The sequence below is a fragment of the Pseudomonas sp. B21-059 genome, assembly GCF_026016285.1.
Taxonomy (GTDB): domain Bacteria; phylum Pseudomonadota; class Gammaproteobacteria; order Pseudomonadales; family Pseudomonadaceae; genus Aquipseudomonas; species Aquipseudomonas danubii.
Window position 1 is genome coordinate 937,698 of sequence record NZ_CP087201.1, and the last position, 21,062, is coordinate 958,759.

Here is a 21,062-nt window from a genome sequence, read left to right on the forward strand (position 1 = left end):
GCGATCGTTACGGCGCGCTTGAGGGCCAGCCGAACAGCTCGCAGGCATTACCGGTGCTGGCCCTGGCCAGTTGCTCGGGAGCGATGCCGATGATGTCTGCCAGGGCGCTGCAGATCGCCGGTAAATGCTGCGGACTGTTGCGCTGGCCGGGAAACATGGCGGGCGCCATGTCCGGCGAGTCGGTCTCCAGCACCACAGAGTCCAGGGGCAGGTCGGCCAGGACCTTGCGCAGGCGCAATGCCTGAGGCCAGGTAGCGGCGCCGCCCAGGCCCAGATTGAACCCCAGCTTGATGTATTCCCGGGCTTCCTCGCGGCTGCCGGCAAAGGCGTGGATGATGCCGCCGCGCTTGAGCTTGAAACGCTTCAAGGTGGCGATCACCGCCGCGTGACTGCGCCGCACGTGCAGCAGGGCGGGCAAATGAAAGTCCGCCGCCAGCTGCAACTGGGCCTCGAACAGCGATTGCTGGCGCTCGCGGTCCAATTGCGCAAGAAAGTAATCCAGGCCGATCTCGCCCACCGCGCACAGCTGGGGATGCCCTGCCAATCGCGTCAGCCAGTCCCCCAGTTGCTGGAGGTCGGCGGGTTGATGAGCGTCCAGATAGACCGGGTGCAGGCCAAAGGCCGCGTACAACCTGGCATCGCTCTGCACCAGGTCCCAGACCCGCTGCCAATTGGCCTGATAGACCCCCAGCACCACCATTCGCGAGACGCCCCGGGCGCGGCTGTCGGCCAGCAGCGCCTCACGGTCGTCGTCGAAATCCGGAAAATCCAGATGGGTGTGGGTGTCGATCAGTTCCACGGTTCAAGCCTGCCGGATGCGCTGTTTGAAGGTCCGGGCGATGGCCTGGACGCCGGGCTGGTATTGCCCTTCTTCGATGGCGGCCAGGGCCAGTTGCAGGGCTTTCTCGGCGATCAGCTTGTGCTGCTGGGCCATGGCGTTGACCGGCAGCGGCAAGAAGTCCAGCAACTGGGTATCACCGAAGGTGCCCAGGCGCAGTGGCCGGGATTTGAGCGGGAAGTCGTGCAAAGCGTCGAACACCCCCTGCAGCAGCACATAGGAGGTGGTCACCAGGGCATCCGGCAGGTGCCCCAGGCGCTGTAGCAACTCTTCCATCAACTGCCGGCCGCAATCACGACTGAAGGCTTCGCCGTGCTCGATCAGCACCTCACCGCCGAAGCCTTGCAGGGCCTGGCGGAACCCGGCGGCGCGCTCCTGGCTGATGCTCAGTTCCGGGCGCGCGCCGATCAGCACGATCTGCTTGGGCTCGGGCTCAAGCAGGCTCTGGGTCAGCAGCAGGCTGGCGTGCAGGTCGTCGCTGATCACCGAGCAGAACAGCTCGGACGGCATCACCCGGTCGATGGCGATGATCGGCAGGCCTTGGGCCTGCAATTGCTCATAGCTGTCGTCTTCCGGCGGCAGGCAGCTGGCGACGAACAGCGCATCGCAACGCCGCGCGCGAAACAGTTGGAGCAATTGCCGCTCGCTGTCCGGCGCATCGTCGGAGCTGGCGATCAGCAACTGATAACCCCGGGCCCGAGCACCTTGCTCCAGCAGCTTGGCGATGCGCGCGTAGCTGGGGTTTTCCAGGTCCGGAAGAATGAACCCCAAGGTCCGGGTGTGGCGGCTGCGCAAGCCGGCGGCCTGGGGGTTGGGGGTGAAGCCGTGTTCCTCCACCACCGCGCGCACCCGTTCCACGGTGGCGTTGCTGATGCGTTGTTGTTCGGCCTTGCCGTTGATGACGTAACTGGCGGTGGTGACGGACACACCGGCCAGGCGAGCGATATCACTGAGTTTCAACCCGGGATTTCCTTGTTTTTGGTGCTTGCCCCGACATTTTCGCCAATCCTACCTGATCTGGGCAGGCGACCAACGTCGGAACCGGCCATCGAGCAGAAGGACTTCAAGGCGCCGAGATTATCGAGTAACTTAGCAAACTTGCTAGATTAAACGTTTCAGCAGGCGTATTTTCTAGGCTAGATCATAAACGGAAAACTGCCCCTGCCCGGTAACAAGTCCCGTTTGTGGCCCTAAACACGCCTACGCTGCTTACTTAAAACAATACCTAGCGCCGCCCCCTGCCGCGCTAAATAGGAGAAGCCATGCTCGAGCTCACTGTAGAGCAGATATCCATGGGCCAAACGGCTGTGGATAAGTCCGCGGCGCTGCATTTGCTGGCCGACAAACTGGTGGCTGACGGCCTGGTGGCCGAAGGTTATCTGGCCGGCCTCAAGGCCCGCGAAGCCCAGGGCTCGACCTTTCTCGGTCAAGGCATCGCCATTCCCCACGGCACCCCGGAAACCCGCGATCAGGTGTTTGCCACCGGCGTGCGCCTGCTGCAGTTTCCCGACGGCGTGGACTGGGGCGACGGGCAGATCGTCTACCTGGCCATCGGCATCGCGGCCAAATCCGACGAGCATTTGCGCCTGCTGCAACTGCTGACCCGGGCCCTGGGGGAAACCGACCTGGGCCAGGCCCTGCGTCGTGCCAGTTCCCCGGAGGCCCTGCTCAAGCTGTTGCAGGGCGCGCCCCAGGAACTGGCGCTGGACGCGCAGATGATCGGCCTCGGGGTCGCGGCGGAAGACTTCGAAGAACTGGTCTGGCGCGGCGCCCGCCTGCTGCGCCAGGCCGAGTGCGTGAGCAACGGCTTTGCCGCGGTGCTGCAACAGGTGGATGCGCTGCCCCTGGGCGACGGCCTGTGGTGGTTGCACAGCGAGCAGACCGTGCTGCGCCCGGGGCTGGCGTTTGTCACCCCGGACAAACCCATTCGTTACCTGGGCCAGCCCCTGAGCGGCCTGTTCTGCCTGGCCAGCCTGGGAGAAGCTCATCAAGCCTTGCTGGAGCGTTTGTGCGCGCTGTTGATCGAAGGCCGGGGCCAGGAACTGGGCCGCGCCACCAGCCGTCGCGCGGTGCTGGAAGTGCTCGGCGGTGAGTTGCCGGCAGACTGGCCCAGCGCCCGCATCGCCCTGGCCAATGCCCACGGCCTGCATGCGCGCCCGGCCAAGGAATTGGCGCAGTTGGCGAAGAATTTCGAGGGCGAGATCCGCATCCGTATCGCCGATGGCGCAGCTTCGGCGGTCTCGGTGAAAAGCCTGAGCAAGCTGCTGAGCCTCGGTGCTCGACGCGGCCAGGTGCTGGAGCTGATCGCTGAACCGAGCATTGCCGCTGATGCCTTGCCGGCCCTGCTGGCGGCCATCGAAGCCGGCCTCGGGGAAACCGTTGAGCCCCTGCCGGCGGCCAGCGCCCTCCGGGAAGAACCGCAGGAAGTCGTGGTGCCGCTCAGCGCTCCGGCCTCCGGCAGCCTGATCCAGGCCATCGCCGCCGCTCCCGGCATCGCCATCGGCCCGGCCCACATCCAGGTTCAGCAAGCCATCGACTACCCGCTGCGGGGTGAGTCCACCGCCATCGAGCGCCAGCGCCTGCAGCAGGCCCTGGCCGACGTGCGCCAGGACATCGATGGGCTGGTCCAGCGCAGCAAGTCCAAGGCCATTCGCGAGATCTTCATCACCCACCAGGAAATGCTCGACGACCCCGAGCTGACCGACGAGGTGGACACCCGCCTCAAGCAGGGCGAAAGCGCGGAAGCAGCTTGGATGACCGTGATCGAAACCGCCGCCAAACAACAGGAAGCCCTGCAGGACGCCTTGCTCGCCGAACGTGCCGCCGACCTGCGGGACATCGGCCGCCGGGTACTGGCCCAACTGTGCGGCATCGAAACCCCGGCCGAGCCGGACCAGCCCTACATCCTGGTGATGGATGAAGTCGGACCCTCGGACGTCGCGCGCCTCGATCCGGCCCGTGTCGCCGGCATTCTCACCGCCCGCGGCGGCGCCACCGCCCACAGCGCCATCGTCGCCCGGGCCCTAGGCATTCCGGCCCTGGTGGGCGCGGGCGCAAGCGTGCTGCTGATCAAGTCCGGCACGCCCTTGCTGCTGGACGGCCAGCGCGGTCGCCTGCATGTCGACGCTGATAGCCACACCCTGCAGCGGGCCGCCGAGGAACGTGACACCCGCGAGCAACGCCTCAAGGCCGCCGCCGAGCAACGCCATCAACAGGCCCATACCACGGACGGTCATGCCGTCGAGGTGTTCGCCAATATCGGTGAAAGCGCCGGTGTCGCCGCCGCTGTGGAAAACGGCGCCGAAGGCATCGGCCTGCTGCGCACCGAACTGATCTTCATGGCCCATCCCCAGGCCCCGGACGAAGCCACCCAGGAAGCCGAATACCGCCGCGTACTTGACGGCCTTGCCGGGCGTCCGCTGGTGGTGCGTACCCTGGATGTGGGCGGTGACAAACCGCTGCCTTACTGGCCGATCGCCAAGGAAGAAAACCCCTTCCTCGGCGTGCGCGGCATCCGCCTGACTCTGCAGCGGCCGCTGATCATGGAAGCGCAATTGCGCGCCCTGCTGCGCTCGGCGGACAACCGCCCGCTGCGGATCATGTTCCCCATGGTCGGCAGCGTCGAAGAATGGCGCCAGGCCCGGGACATGACCGAGCGCCTGCGCCAGGAAATTCCCGTGGCCGACCTGCAACTGGGGATCATGATCGAAGTGCCGTCCGCCGCCCTGCTGGCGCCGGTGCTGGCCAAGGAAGTGGACTTCTTCAGCGTCGGCACCAACGACCTGACCCAATACACCCTGGCCATCGACCGTGGCCACCCGACGCTCTCTGCCCAGGCCGATGGCCTGCACCCGGCGGTGCTGCAACTGATCGACATCACCGTGCGTGCCGCCCATGCCCACGGCAAATGGGTCGGGGTCTGCGGCGAACTGGCGGCCGATCCGCTGGCGGTGCCGGTGCTGGTGGGTCTGGGGGTGGATGAACTGAGCGTCTCCGGGCGCAGCATCGCCGAGGTCAAGGCGCGGATTCGCGAACTCAGCCTGACCCAGGCGCAAACCCTTGCTCAACAGGCTTTGGCCGTCGGCAGCGCCCACGAAGTGCGTGCCCTAGTGGAGGCCATGTAATGGCAAAGATTCTCACCCTGACCCTCAATCCGGCGCTGGACCTCACCGTCCAGATGGCGCACCTGGAGGCGGGGCAGGTCAACCGCAGCGATGCCATGCACACCCATGCCGCAGGCAAGGGCCTGAACGTGGCCCAGGTGCTGGCCGACCTCGGTCATCAACTGACCGTCAGCGGCTTTCTCGGGGAAAACAATCCACAGGCGTTTGACGCGCTGTTCGCCCAGCGCGGGTTTGTCGATGCCTTTATCCGCGTGCCCGGCGACACCCGCAGCAACATCAAGCTGGCCGAAAGCGACGGGCGCATTACCGATATCAACGGCCTTGGGCCCGAGGTCAGCGAGGCGGCGCAACAGGCCTTGCTTGAGCGTCTGGAACAGATCGCTCTCGGGCATGACGCGGTGGTGGTGGCCGGCAGCTTGCCGCGAGGCGTCAGCCCCGAATGGTTCCAGGCGCTGTTGCTGCGCCTGAAAAGCCTGGGCCTGAAGGTCGCCCTCGACACCAGCGGCGCCGCCTTGCGCGCCGGCCTGACGACGGGGCCCTGGTTGATCAAGCCCAACACTGAAGAACTGGCAGATGCCCTGGGCAGCCCGGTGCTTGGCGTGGCGGTGCAGGCCGAGGCGGCGCGTCTTCTGCAGGCCCAAGGCGTCGAGCACGTGGTGATTTCTCACGGCGCCGAAGGGGTGAACTGGTTTAGCGCCGGACTGTCCTTGCAGGCCCAGCCGCCCAAGGTCAGCGTGGTCAGCACCGTGGGCGCTGGCGACTCGCTGCTGGCGGGCATGCTCCACGGCCTGCTCGGCGTCCAGCCGTTCGAACAGACCCTGCGCACCGCCACGGCGATTGCCGCCATGGCCGTGACCCAGATCGGTTTCGGCATCAGCGACAGGGCCCAACTGGCCCGGCTGGAGCAGGGGGTGCGCGTGCATCCCCTCCTAGAACAATAAGAGGGTTGCGTATGAAGTTAGCCATTATTACCGCCTGCCCCAACGGCATGGTCACCAGCGTGCTCTGTGCCCGCCTGCTGGACGCTGCGGCCCAGCGCCAGGGCTGGAGTACCAGCGTTGAAGTGCACGATGACGCACACCCCGAGCGCCAACTGTCAGCGGCCACCATTGAGGCCGCCGAGTGGGTGCTGGTCGTCAGCACCGGGCCTGTGGACCTGTCGCGTTTTGTCGGCAAGCGGGTCTACCGCAGCACTCCGTCCCAGGCTCTGCAGGACGTCGACGCGGTGCTGCGTCGCGGCGCCGAAGAGGCCCAGGTCCATGTCGCCACCGAGGCCAGTGCCGAGCCGGTGGTCGAGGCGGGCAAACGCGCGCCGCGCCTGGTGGCGATCACCGCCTGCCCGACCGGTGTGGCTCACACCTTCATGGCCGCCGAGGCCTTGCAGCAGACCGCCAAGCGCCTGGGCTACGACCTGCAAGTGGAAACCCAGGGCTCGGTGGGCGCCCGTAACCCGCTGAGCGCCGAAGCCATCGCCGCCGCCGACGTGGTGCTGCTGGCGGCGGACATCGAAGTGGCCACCGAGCGTTTTGCCGGCAAGCGCATCTACCGCTGCGGCACCGGCGTGGCTTTGAAACAGTCCGAGGCGACCCTGAACAAGGCCTTGGCCGAGGGCCAGTTGGAGTCCACGGCTGCAGGCGCCCAGGCACCGGCCAAGCAGGAAAAGACCGGGGTCTACAAACACCTGCTGACTGGCGTGTCGTTCATGCTGCCGATGGTGGTAGCGGGCGGCTTGATGATTGCCCTGTCCTTCGTCTTCGGCATTACCGCCTTCAAAGAAGAGGGCACCCTGGCCGCGGCCTTGATGCAGATCGGCGGCGAGACCGCCTTCAAGTTGATGGTGCCGCTGCTGGCCGGTTACATCGCCTACTCCATCGCCGACCGGCCTGGTCTGGCGCCGGGGATGATCGGCGGCCTGCTCGCCAGCACCCTGGGCGCGGGTTTTATCGGCGGCATCGTCGCCGGGTTTCTGGCCGGTTATGCGGCCAAGGCGATCAGCCAATATGTGCGACTGCCGCAAAGCCTGGAGGCGTTGAAGCCGATCCTGATCATCCCGCTGCTGGCCAGTCTGTTTACCGGGCTGGTGATGATCTACGTGGTGGGCAAACCGGTGGCGGGCATGCTCGCGGCGCTGACCCACTTCCTCGACAGCATGGGCACCACCAACGCCATTCTGCTTGGGGTACTGCTGGGCGGGATGATGTGCGTTGACCTGGGCGGGCCGATCAACAAGGCGGCCTATGCGTTTTCGGTGGGGCTGCTGGCCTCCCAGAGTTATGCACCGATGGCCGCGACCATGGCCGCGGGCATGGTGCCGCCGATTGGCTTAGGGATTGCCACCTTCATTGCCCGGCGCAAATTTGCCCAGACCGAACGTGAAGCCGGCAAGGCGGCGCTGGTGTTGGGGTTGTGCTTTATCTCCGAAGGGGCGATTCCGTTTGCCGCCAAAGATCCACTGCGGGTGATTCCGGCGAGCATTGCTGGCGGTGCTCTGACTGGGGCCTTGTCGATGTATTTCGGCTGCAAGCTGATGGCGCCCCATGGCGGCCTGTTTGTGATGTTGATTCCGAATGCGATCAATCATGCGCTGCTGTATTTGCTGGCGATTGTTGCGGGGAGTCTGCTGACGGCGGTGGTGTATGCGCTGCTGAAGCGGCCCGAGGCGGTGGAGCTGGCCCTGCAACCTGCGTCTTCGTAGGAGCCGGCTTGCCGGAGAAGGCGGCCTTGAAGCCGGCCTGGTGCATCGGTACGGAGTGCATATCCGTTGCTGCGGTAACGTCGGCTGGCGGTTTCGCCCTTACGGCGAGTCCCTTTTGTCAAACGCCACAAAAGGAACCAAAAGGTCTTGCCCCCGCGTACGGCCTTCGCTGCGCTCAGGTTCCCTCCCTCCGGTGCTTATCAGGGGGCATCGCTTCCAGCGATGTCCTCGACTACGTCGAGGGGCGCTGCGCGCCAATCCCCTGATAAACACCTCCACTCGGCCTGCCGAAGGGGGCGGGTGGATCAACATCAAAAGCCTGGCGGCGCGGCCTACCGGCCGGCGCGTTTGGGCGATGGGTGGGGGTGTTTGGGGCGTTTTGGGGTTGGGCTGGTGTAGTCGCTGCCGCAGGTTGCGAACGACAGAGAAGCTGGCGTTGGGTGTTGAGGTTTCCGAAGGCATTTGTCAGCGATGCAAGTCGGGAAAATCTCTTTCTTTTGTAAGGTTGGTCGGAGACGTTCTTAGGCGCTTGTGACTGCATAATTTGCTGGCTAGTCTTCGGGGCGTCACTGCAGTTTAGTGTCCGGGGTTAGCAGCCTGAGCTCAGGGATTTCGGTCCCGTATCCAGTCAGTGGAGTTTCTACTTGTTCTGATAGGTTATGGCGACTCCATTCATTCGGAGGAGCTTCATGAAACGTTCAAACTCGACCTCTCATATCTCGCGTGCTCGTCGTTTATGCGATTTCAAGCACGATGCAGCCAACCACGCAGTGCTCAAAGCCCTTAAAGAAACAGTCAGCACGCCCATTAGCGCTGGTTCCCCCTTCACCGTCCGCCCCGGCATCAGCGCCGAGGAGGCCTTGCTCCACGTTTCCATGCTGCTCAAAGCCGCCGAAGAGGTGTCCGACGAGATCACCGAACATGCCAGCGGCATTGAGCGTGGCCTGATCTGGTCCCTGGTGCATTCTGTGGAAATGGCCCGTGGCGTGGTCGATGCCTTGCTTGATGGCAATCGCCACACTTCCTCTTGAGCGCTTAGCTAGCCGCTTTTGTGTGGCGAGGGAGCAAGCGGCCTCGCCACCGTCCTGTCACACCCCCTTCATCCCCGCTGACTAAGGTTGCCTTTTGACCATTGTCAGGGAGTCACCATGAGCGAGTTCAACCTCGGCCGTCGTCGGATCATGCAAATCGCCGGGGCGGGGCTGTTGCTGCCGAGTCTGGCGCCGGCGGTGATTGCTTCGGTCAAGGATCGGCCGCAGCTCACCGATGGGGTGCAGTCCGGGGATCTGCTGGGGGATAGGGCGATGATCTGGAGCCGCACGGATCGCCCGGCGCGGATGGTGGTGGAGTGGGACACGCGAAGCCTGTTCGGCAACCCTCGGCGGTTTATCTCGCCGCTGGCCGATGCGCGCACGGATTTTACCGCGCGGGTGGAGTTGACCGGGTTGCCGGCCGATCAGGCGATCTTTTATCGGGTGAGGTTCGAGGATGCCCAGAGCGGTGTGGCCAGTGAGCCGTGGTTCGGCCATTTGCGCAGTGCGCCGACGCAACGCCGGGATATCCGTTTCGTCTGGAGCGGCGACACGGTGGGCCAGGGCTTCGGCATCAACCCGGACATCGGCGGCATGCGCATTTATGAGGCCATGCGCCTGCGTTTGCCGGACTTCTTTATCCACAGCGGCGACACCATTTACGCCGACGGCCCGGTGCCGGCGCAGTTGACCGTGGAGGACGGGCGCGTCTGGCGCAATATCACCACCGAGGCCAAGAGCAAGGTGGCCGAGACCCTCGACGAATACCGGGGCAATTACCGCTACAACCTGATGGACGAGAACCTGCGTCGCTTCAACGCCGAGGTGCCGCAGATCTGGCAGTGGGACGACCACGAGGTGGTCAACAACTGGTCGCCCGGCAAACAGTTGGACGAGCGCTACGCGGTCAAGGATATCCAGACCCTGGTGGGTCGCGCGCGCCAGGCGTGGCTGGAGTATGCGCCGATGCGCCGGCAGAGCGCCAATGGCGGCGGGCGGATTTACCGCAAGCTCAGCTATGGGCCGCTGCTGGATGTGTTCGTGCTAGATATGCGCAGTTATCGCGGGGCCAACGATGACAACCTCGGTGGCGAGAAACCCTTCCTGGGCCGTGAGCAGCTGGATTGGTTGAAGCGTGAACTCAAGGATTCGCAGGCCCAGTGGAAAGTGGTGGCGGCGGACATGCCCATTGGCCTCGGTGTGCCCGATGGTGAAGTCAGCCCCGGTGTGGCGCGTTGGGAGGCCGTTGCCAACGGCGACCCGGGACCGGCTCAGGGGCGTGAGCTGGAGATTGCCGAATTGCTGGCGCATCTGCGCAAGCATCAGGTGCGCAACCATGTGTGGCTGACGGCGGACGTGCATTACTGCGCGGCTCACCATTACCACCCGGATCGCGCGGCGTTCCAGGATTTCGAGCCGTTCTGGGAGTTTGTTGCGGGCCCGCTGAATGCCGGGAGTTTCGGGCCCAATTTGCTGGATAAAACCTTCGGCCCGGAAGTGGTGTTTCAGAAGGCGCCGCCGGCGCAGAACACTTCGCCCTTTGCCGGTTTCCAGTTCTTTGGCGAAGTGCAGATCGACGGGCAGACTGCAGAGCTGAAGGTGATCCTGCGGGACCTGGATGGCGTGGCGGTGTACGAGCACAACCTGCAACCGGTGTAACCCTCCTCGCCAGCATCCCGTTCCGTAGGAGGAGTGGGCAGCAGGATCGATGTAGGAGCCGGCTTGCCGGCGAAGAGGGCCTTGAGCCTTGCGCTGATCTGACGGGCGCTTTCGCTGGCAAGCCAGCTCCTACGCAGGAGGGGGCCGTAGGAGTGGTGTAGAGCCGGGTTGCCGGCGAAGCGCCTGACGCCTCAGTAAACGTCGCGGCGGTAGCGCCCCTGTTCGATCAGGCGTTCGACCTGGTCTGCGCTCAGTACCTCGTTGAGCACCTGATCCACCCCTGAAGCCATGCCCTGCAAGCTGCCGCAGATGTAGATCGCGGCGCCGTCGGCCAGCCATTTTTTCAGCTCGTCGGCCGCTTGGCGCAGGCGGTCCTGGACGTAGATCTTCTCGGCCTGGTCCCGGGAGAACGCCAGGTCCAGGCGGCTCAGGTCGCCCCGGGTGCGCCATTCCTGCAGTTCATCCTTGCAGTAGAAATCATGCTCGGCGTTGCGCTCGCCAAAGATCAGCCAGTTGCGTTGCTGGCCGTCGGCGATCCGTGCCTTGAGCAAACTGCGCAGGCCCGCCAACCCGGTGCCGTTGCCCAGCAGAATCAGCGGGCAAGGTTCGGCCGGCAGGTGGAAGCCGCTGTTGCGGCGCACCCGCAGGCTGATGCTGGAACCCACCGCGGCATGCTCGGTGAGCCAGCCGGAACCAATCCCCAGGCTGCCATCGGGGTGGCATTCCTGACGCACCAGAAGTTCCAGGCAGCCGTCGGCGGCAATCGAGGCGATGGAGTATTCGCGCATGCTCAGGGGCACCAGGGCGTCCACCAGGGCCTGGGCATGCAGCCCCACCAGATGGCTGCGGTTGTCTGGCAGCTGGCGGCTGCCCAGGGCCTGTTCCAGGCTTTCTTGCAGGCCATCCAGTTGCACCGGGGTGTTGCCGGAGAGGCCCAGGCCGACGAGGAAATCCACCACCGCGCCGCGGCTGTTGCGCGGCATGACTTCCACCAGATCCCCGGCCAGCCAGCTACTGGTACTGGGGGCCAGCAACTGCAGCAGGTAGACCCCGGAACCGCTGCTTTCAGGGTTGAGCAGGGTTCGGGTGTTCAAGGTCCAGTTGTCGAAGGCCGGGGCCTGCCACAGGTTCACGGGAGCCTGTCCGGTCAGTTGGCCCAGTTGCTGTTGCCAGTGGCGCAGGGCGTAGCTGTCGCCGCTGTCCACTTCGATGGGGGCGAACAGGGTGTTGCCGCCCTGGCTCGACAACCAGTCATGCAGGCGCCGGGCAAAGCCGCAGAAGTGCTGATACTGGCGGTCGCCGAGGCCGAGCACGGCGTATTGCAAGCCCGCAAGCGGCAGCTCGCGGCCCAGCAGTTTGCGTTCGAAGCCGCGGGCGCTGTCCGGGGCTTCACCGTCGCCGAAGGTGCTGACTATGAACAGCGCGCGTTGGGCGCTGCGCAGATCCTGCTCGCTGAGGCTGGCCAGCGACTGGACCTTGGCGCTGACCCCGGCAGCTTGCAATTGCCCGGCAGTCTGCCAGGCCAATTGTTCGGCAAAACCGCTCTGGCTGGCGAAGCCGATCAGCCACGCGGAGCCATCGTCGGCGCTGCTTTCCAGGCCTTGGCGTGCGTTCTTGATCTGGCGCTTTTTGCGCCGGCGATCCAGGTACAGCAGCCAGCCGGTGACGAAGAACAGCGGCATGCTCAATGAGGCCAGGGTCAGCACGATGCGTCCGATCAGGCCGAAGTAGCTGCCCACGTGCAGGGCGTAGACGCTGGTGAGCAACTGCGCCTTGAGGCTCTTGTCGGCGTAGCGCTCATGACGGCTGATGACTCCGGTGGCGGGGTCCAGGGTCAGTTGGTTCAGCGCTCGATCGTGGGGCGAATCCTTGAGCAGGTAGAACACCGTCGCCGGCTGGCCGGCCACGGCGGGCATGCGGATGTTGTAGCCGCTGAGGTCCTTGCCGGCAGCGCTGTAGATGCTGCTCCACAGGGCGTTGTAGTCCGCCACGGGGGCGGGGCCCTTGGGCGGTGGGCCGCCGCGACCGCCGCGCTGGCGTTCACTGTGTGGCGCGTCGGAGAGCAGTTTGGTCAGGCCCTCCCGGTACCAGTCGTAGGACCAGTACAGGCCGGTGAGGGCGAACAGCAGGTAGAACAGCAGGCACCAGGTGCCGAACACCGCGTGCAGGTCCCAGTTGAAGCCGCGGCCTTTCTTGGCCCAGTCCAGTGTCAGCCATACGCGCCAGTTGCCGACCTGACGCGGCCAGCGCAGGTACAGCCCGGACAGGCAGAAGAAGATCAGGATCAGGGTGCAGGCGCCGGTGATCTGCCGGCCGGTGTCGCCGATGGCCAGGAAACGGTGCAGCTGCAGCATCAAGCCGAAGAAGTCCTGGCCGACCGCGTCGCCCAGGAACTCGCCGGTGTAGGGATCGAAGTAGCGCATCTGGCCGCGGCGTTCCCCCGGCGGCGGGGTGAAGAACACCCGCGCGGCGTTGCCGCTGTCGGTTTCCACCCAGAGCATGGACACGGTCTTGCCTTCGGCGGCCTGGATTTTGTCCACCAGTTCGGCGGGTGGCAGCACCCCGGCGGGGAGCTTGTCGACTTGCAGCACCGATGGGTTGAGGGCGCGCAGGATCTCGTCCTGGAACGACACCGTCGCCCCGGTGATGCCCATCAGGGCCAGGATCAGCCCCGCGCTGATGCCGAAGAACCAGTGCAGCTGGAACAGGGTTTTCTTCAACACGTCACTCGCCTTGTTCGTCCAGAGAGAGAAAACACGGCGCGCAGTATGCCGTGGGTTGTCGAGAAGCATTCTTTTTTACACGCAAAAGCCCCAGGCATTGCAATGCGTGGGGCTTGGCGGCCTGTGGCGGGGGCCACAGGCGGTCGGCTGCTGGGTCAGAAGTGGAAGTTGGCGCTCATCAGGGCGGTACGGCCGGCGGCTACGTGGGCGTAGTGGGTCTGGAACACCTGGTCGAAGTAACGCTTGTCGGTCAGGTTCTGCACGTTGAGCTGCAGGTCGACGTTCTTGGTCAGCTTGTAGCTGGCCATGGCGTCGTAGCGCCAGTAGGACGGGATCTCCACCGAGTTGGCGATGTTGCCGAACTGCGAATCGACGAAGGTGGCGCCGGCGCCGACAGTGAGGCGTTCCGGGATCAGGTCATAGGTCGACCACAGGGTGAAGTTGTTCCGTGGTGTGCTCGGGGTGTGGTTGCCCTCGTCCACCGCCAGGGTGGTTTTCACCACTTCGCTTTCCATGTAGGTGTAGCCGCCGTAGACCTTCCAGTTGCGAGTCAGCTTGCCGCTGTAGGTCAGTTCCAGGCCGTTGACCCGTTGTTCACCGTCCAGCACCTGGGTGGCGCCGCCATCGGGGTCGTTGATCCGCGCGTTGGTCTTCTCGGTGCGGAACAGGGCCGCGGTCAACGACAGATCGTCATCGAAGAAGTCCCACTTGGTGCCCACTTCGTAGTTGCGGTTCTTTTCCGGGTCCAGGCTGCTGTTGTTCGCGGCCAAGTCCAGGCCGCCGTTGCCGCTGGTCTCGCCCGCCGGGTTGCTGGAGGTGGAGTAGGCGGCGTAGACGCTGCCGTTGGGCAGTGGTTTGTAGACCACGCCAACCTGGTAGTTCCACAGCTGCGAGTTGTTCTCGCGGGCAAATTCACCCGCCGGGGCCCGAGTGGCGAAGCCGCTGGAACGAGTCTGGTAGTCGTCGAAACGCAGGCCCAGGTTCAGCGACCATTGTTCGTTGAACTTCAGGGTGTCGAACACGTAGGCCGCAGCGGTCTTGGTGTCGGTGTCGGTGTAGGCCGCGCTGTCCTTGATGGTGCCGTTCCAGCCGGCGCCCGGCGTCGGGTTGTTGAGGCTGGTGCAGTCGCCGTTGGCGATCAGGGCCGCGTTACAGGTGCTGCCGTTGACTGCCGAAGTCACGTCGTAGGCACGGTTGTGGGTATCCACGTAGGAGAACTCGATACCGGTCACCAGGCTGTGCTCGATGAAACCGGTGTCGAACTTGGCGCTCAGGTCGGTCTGGTTGGTCCAGCCCTTGGAGGTCGAGTTGCGGCTTTTCGGGCTGCGGTAGACGGTGCCATTGGCCACGTTGCCACGGCTGTCATCCGGGTTGGTGACGATGTAGTCCAGGGTCGAGCGCGACAGGCGGAAGCTGTTGGACAGGGTCAGGTTGTCGTTCAGATCGTGTTCGATCTTGATCGTGCCGCTGTCTTCGCTGGTCTTGCGGTAGTCGCGGCCGGTGAGACCGTAGAAGTTGTCACGATTGACGCTGACCGGTTTGTCGACGTTGTACTTGCTGCGGCGGGTGCCACTGCTGGTCAACGGGATGCCGTAGTCCGGGATGTCGTCGGTGTTGAGGTGGTAGTAGCCCACGGTGACCCGGGTGTCGGTGCCCAGGCCGAACGCGAAGGAGGGCGCCACGCCCCAGCGGCTGACTTCCACGGCGTCGCGACCGGCCACGTTGGCCTCGTGCTTCATCAGGTTCAGGCGAAAGGCCGAACTGTCGGTCATCTGCTGGTTGAGGTCCAGGGTGGTGCGTTTGGTCTGGTCCGAGCCCCAGGTGAAACCACCGTTGTAGGAGTTGCCCAGTTTGGCGGTCTTGGACACCAGGTTCAGGCTGCCGCCGGTGGAACCGGCACCGGTAAAGGCCGAGCCAGGGCCCTTGCTGACTTCGATGGACTCGACGTTGAAGATCTCCCGGCTTTGCGAGGCAGGATCACGCATGCCGTCGATGAACACGTCGCTTTCGGCGTTGAAGCCGCGAATGATCGGGCGATCACCGGCCGGGTTGCCGCCTTCACCGGCACCAAAGGTAATCCCGGGTGTGGTGCGCAGGGCATCCACCAGGCTGGTGGCAGCAGTGTCGCGCATCACTTGCTGGGGAATCACCGTCACGCTTTTCGGCGTTTCCCGCAATGGTGCTGTGTATTTTTTCGAGGAGGAGGAGTCGACCTTGTAAGACGTCTGCTCCTGGGCCTCACCAGTAATGCTGGTGGCATCCAGGGCAATGGCCTTGCCCGCCGTCTTTTGCTGGGTGTCTTGCGCGGCCTGGACCATATGGCCCGCGGAGCCGGCGGTAATCGCCACGCCAATGGCGGAGGCCAGCAGGCGTGGTGAACTGACAGCAGATGGTGGTTGTTGGCGTGACATGGTGGTTCCCCTCCCCAAGGATTTGAGGTCGCGGAATATAGGGGAAAGAAACAATCGTTATCAATTGCGAAACGTTACTATTCGCACTGAATTTACAATCTTTACAATTTATCCTTACGGTTTTTGCGCGCTCATTCGTCACCGGGTTTTACACAGTCAATAAGAATCAATACCATTGAGGGCCTTTCGCTGCTCAGGTACCTGGCCATGTTGCTGCACATCCCCGGCGTGTTCACCCGTGATGAAGTAGGGCGCATCCGTGAAGCCCTGGAGCAGGCGGACTGGGCGGATGGCAAGATCACCGCCGGTTACCAGTCGGCCAAGGCCAAGCACAACCTGCAGCTGCCCGAAGGGCATCCGCTGGCCCAGGAGATCGGCGCGGCGATGCTCGATCGCCTGTGGCAGAACCCGCTGTTCATGTCCGCCGCCTTGCCGCACAAGGTGTTCCCGCCGCTGATCAACTGCTACACCGCCGGCGGCAGTTTCGACTTCCATATCGACAACGCTGTGCGCCAGCCCAAGGGCAGCGCGGAGCGGGTGCGCACCGATCTGTCATCGACCCTGTTCTTCAGCGACCCCGAGGATTACGACGGCGGCGAGCTGGAGATCCAGGACACCTACGGCCTGCAGCGGGTCAAGCTGCCGGCGGGGGACATGGTGCTGTACCCCGGCACCAGCCTGCACAAGGTCAACCCGGTAACCCGCGGCGCTCGCTATGCCTCCTTCTTCTGGACTCAGAGCCTGGTGCGCGAAGACAGTCAGCGCGCCTTGTTGTTCGAGATGGACGGAGCGATCCAGGAACTGACCCGGGATGTGCCCGAGCATCCTTCGCTGATCCGCCTGACCGGCACTTATCACAACCTGCTGCGGCGCTGGGTCGAGGTGTAGGCGGTGACTGTTCAACTTCGCCGCGAGGAAGTCCTCGACGGCGCGCAACTGAGCGCCATGCTCCAACAGAGTCCGGCCCGTGCGGCCCAGGCGATATTGGTGGCGGCCCGAGAGGGGCTGGTGGAGGCCCAGGCGCTGCTGGGACAGATCCTCCTCGACGGCCACGGCATCCAGCAGGATCAACCCCTGGCTTTGCGCTGGTTCGAAATCGCCGCGCGACGTGGGCACCTGATGGCGCGCAACATGCTCGGCCGCTGCCATGAGCATGGCTGGGGTTGCCCGGCGGATGCCGCCCGCGCTGCCGGGCATTATCGATTGGCCGCCGAAGCGGGGCTGGATTGGGGCCTGTACAACTACGCCAACCTGCTGGCCACCGGCCGTGGCGTGGCGCAAAACCACGCCCTGGCCCTGGCTTGCTACCGCCGTGCGGCAGAGCTGGGGCATGCCAAATCGATGAACCTGCTGGGGCGTTACCTGGAGGAAGGGCTGGTGTGTCCGGCCGACCCGCAAGCGGCCCACGAATGGTATCGACGCTCGGCCGAAGGCGGGGATTTCCGTGGACAGTTCAGCTATGCGGCGGTGCTGGCCGATGCCGGTCGTATCGACGAAGCCGTGGATTGGCTGCAGCAGGCGTTAGCTGGCGGCAATCTGAATTTCCTGCGGGTGGCTTGCGCTGCGTTGCTCAATGCCACGCATCCAAAGATTCGCGAACTGGCCCAGGCCTATCAGCGGCGCGCAGCGCAATTGGGTGATGAGCGGGATGGCGAGCGGCTTGCAGACTTGGCCTGAGTGGGGATGACGCAAGGAAAAGCCTCATGAGTGATTCCCAAGTCTCTTTTGGCCTGCCGTCTTTCAATGTCGCCACTCGCAGGACACTGGAAGCAATGGCCGATGTCGATTGCGCAAGAGTGATCGACCATCAGCAAGTCGTGGCGTGGGCTGCGAGCTTGAGTCAGCCTTGTCCTTTGCCAAAACCGCCGCCACAAAAAGCCAAAAGCCCATGACAGGTCATGGGCTTTTTCCTGCAGCTTGTCGCTAGCAGCTAGCCACTGTCCTTACAGGTAAAACGCCTTCAGCGGCGGAAAGCCGTTGAATTCCACCGCGCTGTAGCTGGTGGTGTAGGCGCCGGTGGACAGCCAGTACAGGCGGTCGCCGATGGCCAGGTTCAGCGGCAGGCCGTACTTGTAGTTCTCGTACATGATGTCGGCGCTGTCGCAGGTTGGGCCGGCGATGACCACTTCTTCCACTTCGCCTTTCTTCTCGGTCCAGATCGGGAACTTGATGGACTCGTCCATGGTTTCGATCAGGCCGGAGAATTTGCCCACGTCGGTGTAGACCCAGCGCTCCACGGCGGTGCGGGATTTACGCGCCACCAGCACCACTTCGCTGACCAGGATGCCGGCGTTGGCAATCAGCGAACGGCCAGGCTCAAGGATGATTTCCGGCAGCTCGTCGCCGAAGTCTTCCTTGAGGAAGCGGATGATTTCCTCGGCGTAGGTTTCCAGGCTGTTGGTACGGGTGATGTAGTTGGCCGGGAAGCCACCGCCCATGTTGATCAGTTTGAGCTCGATGCCGTCTTCTTCCTTCAGGCGTTCGAAGATCACTTTGACCTTGGCGATCGCCGCGTCCCAGACGCTGATGTCGCGCTGTTGCGAACCCACGTGGAACGACACGCCGTAAGGCACCAGGCCCAGGTCGCGGGCGAGGATCAGCAGGTCCATGGCCATGTCGGTCTGGCAGCCGAATTTGCGCGACAGTGGCCAGTCGGCGGTGGTGGAGCCTTCGGTGAGGATGCGCACATAGACTTTCGAACCCGGGGCGGCCTTGGCGATGTTGCGCAGGTCGGCTTCGGAGTCGGTGGCATACAGACGCACGCCCTTCTCATAGAAGTAGCGGATGTCCTTGGATTTCTTGATGGTGTTGCCGTAGCTGATGTTGGCCGGGTTGACGCCGCGGCCCAGCACTTTGTCCAGCTCGTAGATCGAGGCGATGTCGAAGCTGGAGCCTTTTTCGTGCAGCAGGTCGATGATCTCGGCGGCCGGGTTGGCCTTGACCGCGTAGTAGACCTTGGCGAATTCGAAACCAGCGCGCAGGTCGTCATAGGCCTGGGCGATCATCTGGGTGTCGATGACCACGAACGGGGTTTCTTGCTGGTCGGCGAACGCCTTCATTTTTTGAAAGGTTTCGCGCGCGAAATAGTCTTCGACATTAATCGACATGCGTTGGGAGCTCCTACTGGCAAACGTTAGAAATCAATGGGTGCAAATCAGAACGTCCTCCGTATCCCCACTTTGGTTCGCCTACTTCCCAAGGCATGTCGCCGAAAGCAAAAAGGCCATGGGAAAGTTTCCCTTGGCCTTGCTGTCTCGTCGTCAGTACTTGAGCCGGATGGATCGTTTCCAGCATGGACGTTCGGCGCGAACTTTAGGTGGTGAGGGGCCTGAGATCAACAAAAAATGTCGCGTTTTTGCACTTGTCTGACGTGCGTAAACGACACCTCTCTTTGTAGCCGACACAGATGACGGACAGATGTTCCCGAAGATTTTCCAGGTGTTAAAAATACCTGCACGTTCGACGCTTTTGCGCGCCAAGTGTCTGGAAAGTATGAAGGCGTCAACATCGGCGACGTTAGCGACGAGAGGCTGGTCAGAGGAGGATCTTGGCTGCTTCGGAAGGTGTCGCCGGACGGCGTTCGCGGGGGCGGCTGTTGATATTTTTTTCCGCCATGTCAGTGAGCCGAAAAACCAGTGGCGAGGGCGCTTGCTCCCGATGAACTGCGCAGCAGTTCCACTCTTTTTGGCAAAGAGGGGCCGCTTCACGGCCCAGGTGCAGCAAGCGCCCTCGCCACAGGTTCGTTGTTGGCTATTTATTGATCAGGCGACCACTGCCTCAGCCGGCGAGACGATGTGGGTCTTCATCCCCCGCGAACGCCCGGAGCTCAGGTAGGCCGCAATGGATTCCTGGGTCACCTCACCGAGAAATACCCGCTCGGCATCCAGCACCGGCAGCCACGAACGGTTGAACTCGTACATGCGCGACAGAAGAATCCGCAGGTGTTCGTCGTAGGCGGCGGTGGCGTTGAATTCGCGCAGGAACTGGGCGCAGGTGCCGGTCTGACGGTGCAGGTCGCGACGGCGTACATAACCCAGGGCCTTGTTCTCGGCGCAGGTCACCACCACGTAGCGGCGGTCGTGTTCGTCCATCAGGTCCAGGGCCTCGGCTACCGGGGTTTCCGGGCTCACCGACGGAGCGTTGTCCGCGGCGTCTTCGGCCTTCACCAGCAGCAGGCGTTTCAAGGTGCTGTCCTGGCCGACGAAGTTGCTGACGAAGTCGTCCGCCGGGTGCGCCAGCAAGGTGTCCGGGTGATCGATCTGCAGCAGCTTGCCGGCGCGGAAGATGGCGATCTTGTCACCCAGCTTGATGGCTTCGTCGATGTCGTGGCTGACCATGATCACGGTCTTGTTTAGCGCGCGCTGCATCTCGAAGAACTCGTTCTGGATCATCTCGCGGTTGATCGGGTCCACCGCGCCGAAGGGCTCGTCCATCAGCAGCAGCGGGGCGTCCGCCGCCAGGGCGCGGATCACCCCGATGCGCTGTTGCTGGCCGCCGGACAGTTCCCGCGGATACCGATGCAGGTACTGCTTGGGTTCGAGCTTGATCATGCTCATCAGCTCACGGGCGCGGTCGTGGCATTTCTGCTTGTCCCAGCCCAGCAGCTTGGGCACCACCACGATGTTTTCCTCGATGGTCATGTTGGGGAACAGGCCGATCTGCTGGATCACATAGCCGATGTTGCGGCGCAGGGTGACTTCGTCGAGGTCGGTGGTGTCTTCGCCGTTGATCAGGATCTTGCCCGAGGTGGGCTTGATCAGGCGGTTGATCATCTTCAGCGTGGTGCTTTTGCCGCAGCCCGAAGGGCCGAGGAATACGCAAATTTCGCCTTCATTGACGGTCAGGCTTACGGAGTCAACGGCGGTGATGGTCTTGCCGTTGCTTTGGAAGGTCTTGGTCAGCTTTTGAAGTTCGATCATTTGAGCAGTCCTTTTGGTGTCAGCGAGCGTTGCAGCCATTGCAGAAGCAGGTCGGCGAAGATGGCCAGGAGACTGACCAGTAGCGCGCCGACGATCAGCATCGACATGTCGCTGCGGCTGATGGAAGCAAGAATGAGTACGCCCAGGCCGCCGGCGCCAATGGTGGCGGCGATGGTCATGACGCCGATGTTCATCACCACGGCGGTGCGCACCCCAGCGAGGATCACCGGCACCGCGATCGGCAGTTCGACCATGCGCAGGCGCTGGCCGAAGGTCATGCCGATGCCGCGGGCGGCTTCGCGGATGCCCGGCTCGACGCCGGTCAGGGCCAGGTAGGTGTTGCGCATGATCGGCAGCAGGGAATAGAGGAACACCGCCGTGATGGCCGGCAGCGGCCCCAGGCCCTGGCCGAACTTGGAGTAGAACGGCAGCAGCAGGCCGAACAGGGCGATGGAGGGAATGGTCAGCAGCACGGTGGCGCTGGCCTGCAACGGGCCGGCGAGGGTCGGGAAGCGGGTCATCAGGATGCCCAGGGGCACACCGAAGACAATCGCCAGGGTCACGGCGATGCCCACCAGGGTGATGTGCTGCCAGGTCAGGTGCAGGACCTGGGCCCAATCGAGATGGGAAAAGGCGTTCAAGAATTCCATGTCTTCTCCTCT

15 protein-coding genes are annotated in these 21,062 nt (G+C 63.7%); 8 read left to right on the top strand and 7 right to left on the bottom strand.

From position 1 onward, the window contains the following. Nucleotides 1-7: 7 nt before the first annotated feature. Both LOY69_RS04190 and cra read right to left on the bottom strand, forming a co-directional pair. Nucleotides 8-799 (bottom strand): TatD family hydrolase, encoded by a 792-nt coding sequence (locus tag LOY69_RS04190; protein ID WP_265074167.1) that lies wholly within the window; start codon nt 797-799, stop codon nt 8-10. 3 nt (nt 800-802) lie between these two features. Beyond that, nucleotides 803-1,798, bottom strand: a complete 996-nt coding sequence (cra, locus tag LOY69_RS04195) for a catabolite repressor/activator (RefSeq protein ID WP_265074168.1) — start codon at nt 1,796-1,798, stop codon at nt 803-805. A gap of 302 nt (nt 1,799-2,100) precedes the next feature. Here cra and ptsP point away from each other — a divergent pair, with 302 nt between their 5' ends. The 5 genes from ptsP to LOY69_RS04220 all read left to right on the top strand — a co-directional run bounded on the left by ptsP (nt 2,101) and on the right by LOY69_RS04220 (nt 10,347). Further along, nucleotides 2,101-4,962 (top strand): phosphoenolpyruvate--protein phosphotransferase, encoded by a 2,862-nt coding sequence (gene ptsP, locus LOY69_RS04200; protein ID WP_170001165.1) that lies wholly within the window; start codon nt 2,101-2,103, stop codon nt 4,960-4,962. Further along, nucleotides 4,962-5,903, top strand: coding sequence for a 1-phosphofructokinase (gene pfkB / locus LOY69_RS04205; RefSeq protein WP_265074169.1), 942 nt, complete (start codon nt 4,962-4,964; stop codon nt 5,901-5,903). Before ptsP ends, pfkB begins: the two co-directional genes overlap by 1 nt. Nucleotides 5,904-5,914: 11 nt before the next feature. After that, nucleotides 5,915-7,657: a PTS fructose-like transporter subunit IIB gene (locus LOY69_RS04210; protein WP_265074170.1), complete on the top strand. Its 1,743-nt coding sequence runs from the start codon at nt 5,915-5,917 to the stop codon at nt 7,655-7,657. A 689-nt stretch (nt 7,658-8,346) separates the two neighbouring features. Continuing rightward, on the top strand, nt 8,347-8,688 hold the full coding sequence (locus LOY69_RS04215; RefSeq protein ID WP_102878342.1) for a DUF6124 family protein: 342 nt from the start codon (nt 8,347-8,349) through the stop codon (nt 8,686-8,688). Between the two features lie 117 nt (nt 8,689-8,805). Next, nucleotides 8,806-10,347, top strand: coding sequence for an alkaline phosphatase D family protein (locus LOY69_RS04220; RefSeq protein ID WP_265074171.1), 1,542 nt, complete (start codon nt 8,806-8,808; stop codon nt 10,345-10,347). 191 nt (nt 10,348-10,538) lie between these two features. Here the strand turns inward: LOY69_RS04220 and LOY69_RS04225 are convergent, their stop codons facing one another. Then, nucleotides 10,539-13,070, bottom strand: a complete 2,532-nt coding sequence (locus tag LOY69_RS04225; RefSeq protein WP_265074172.1) for a PepSY domain-containing protein — start codon at nt 13,068-13,070, stop codon at nt 10,539-10,541. Nucleotides 13,071-13,225: 155 nt separating this feature from the next. Next, complete coding sequence (locus tag LOY69_RS04230; protein ID WP_265074173.1) at nt 13,226-15,481, bottom strand: TonB-dependent receptor; 2,256 nt, start codon at nt 15,479-15,481, stop codon at nt 13,226-13,228. A 207-nt stretch (nt 15,482-15,688) separates the two neighbouring features. Here LOY69_RS04230 and LOY69_RS04235 point away from each other — a divergent pair, with 207 nt between their 5' ends. From LOY69_RS04235 to LOY69_RS04245, 3 genes are read left to right on the top strand one after another with little or no spacing between them, the layout of a single operon-like run. Continuing rightward, nucleotides 15,689-16,369 (top strand): Fe2+-dependent dioxygenase, encoded by a 681-nt coding sequence (locus tag LOY69_RS04235; RefSeq protein ID WP_060842472.1) that lies wholly within the window; start codon nt 15,689-15,691, stop codon nt 16,367-16,369. Nucleotides 16,370-16,372: 3 nt separating this feature from the next. Beyond that, complete coding sequence (locus LOY69_RS04240; protein ID WP_110596003.1) at nt 16,373-17,158, top strand: tetratricopeptide repeat protein; 786 nt, start codon at nt 16,373-16,375, stop codon at nt 17,156-17,158. Between the two features lie 26 nt (nt 17,159-17,184). Further along, nucleotides 17,185-17,373: a hypothetical protein gene (locus tag LOY69_RS04245; RefSeq protein ID WP_102878347.1), complete on the top strand. Its 189-nt coding sequence runs from the start codon at nt 17,185-17,187 to the stop codon at nt 17,371-17,373. 51 nt (nt 17,374-17,424) lie between these two features. Here the strand turns inward: LOY69_RS04245 and LOY69_RS04250 are convergent, their stop codons facing one another. From LOY69_RS04250 to LOY69_RS04260, 3 genes are all read right to left on the bottom strand, one after another. After that, nucleotides 17,425-18,588, bottom strand: a complete 1,164-nt coding sequence (locus LOY69_RS04250) for a type III PLP-dependent enzyme (RefSeq protein WP_102861110.1) — start codon at nt 18,586-18,588, stop codon at nt 17,425-17,427. A 654-nt stretch (nt 18,589-19,242) separates the two neighbouring features. Further along, nucleotides 19,243-20,400, bottom strand: a complete 1,158-nt coding sequence (locus tag LOY69_RS04255) for a betaine/proline/choline family ABC transporter ATP-binding protein (RefSeq protein WP_265074174.1) — start codon at nt 20,398-20,400, stop codon at nt 19,243-19,245. Continuing rightward, a complete protein-coding gene (locus tag LOY69_RS04260) occupies nt 20,397-21,050 on the bottom strand; it encodes an ABC transporter permease (RefSeq protein ID WP_102861112.1) in 654 nt (217 codons plus the stop codon). The genes LOY69_RS04255 and LOY69_RS04260 overlap by 4 nt, the downstream gene beginning before the upstream one ends. Nucleotides 21,051-21,062: the final 12 nt, after the last annotated feature.